The sequence below is a fragment of the Burkholderia sp. Tr-862 genome, assembly GCF_011753085.1.
In the GTDB taxonomy this organism is placed as follows: Bacteria; Pseudomonadota; Gammaproteobacteria; order Burkholderiales; family Burkholderiaceae; genus Burkholderia; species Burkholderia ambifaria.
Window position 1 is genome coordinate 1 of sequence record NZ_VWWG01000432.1, and the last position, 287, is coordinate 287.

At 58.2% G+C, this 287-nt stretch carries 1 protein-coding gene; it reads right to left on the reverse strand.

The genetic code is table 11. The annotated features are described in order from the left end of the window. On the reverse strand, nt 1–287 hold a 287-nt coding region (locus F3J14_RS35340; RefSeq protein ID WP_166726800.1), incomplete at both ends, for an Ig-like domain-containing protein.

Consider the following 287-nt stretch of genomic DNA (forward strand, 5'->3'; position numbering starts at 1 on the left):
CGTTGGTGATGTGGTCGGTCGAGCTGCTACCAGAGTCAGTGGTCAGTGCGACACCGGGCGCAGCGGCTGACGTATCGAGCGTGAAGCTGAACGAAGTCGGGTCTGACGTGTTGCCTGCGACATCGGTCTGCCGCACCTGCACGTCGTTCACTCCTTCGATAGCGCTGAAGCTGGTGTTCCAGGTGTGGCCACCATCGATCGAGTATTCGACAACTGCGCCAGTTTCCACACCAGACACATTGAGTGTACCGACGTTGGTGATGTGATCGGTCGAGTTGCTACCGGAA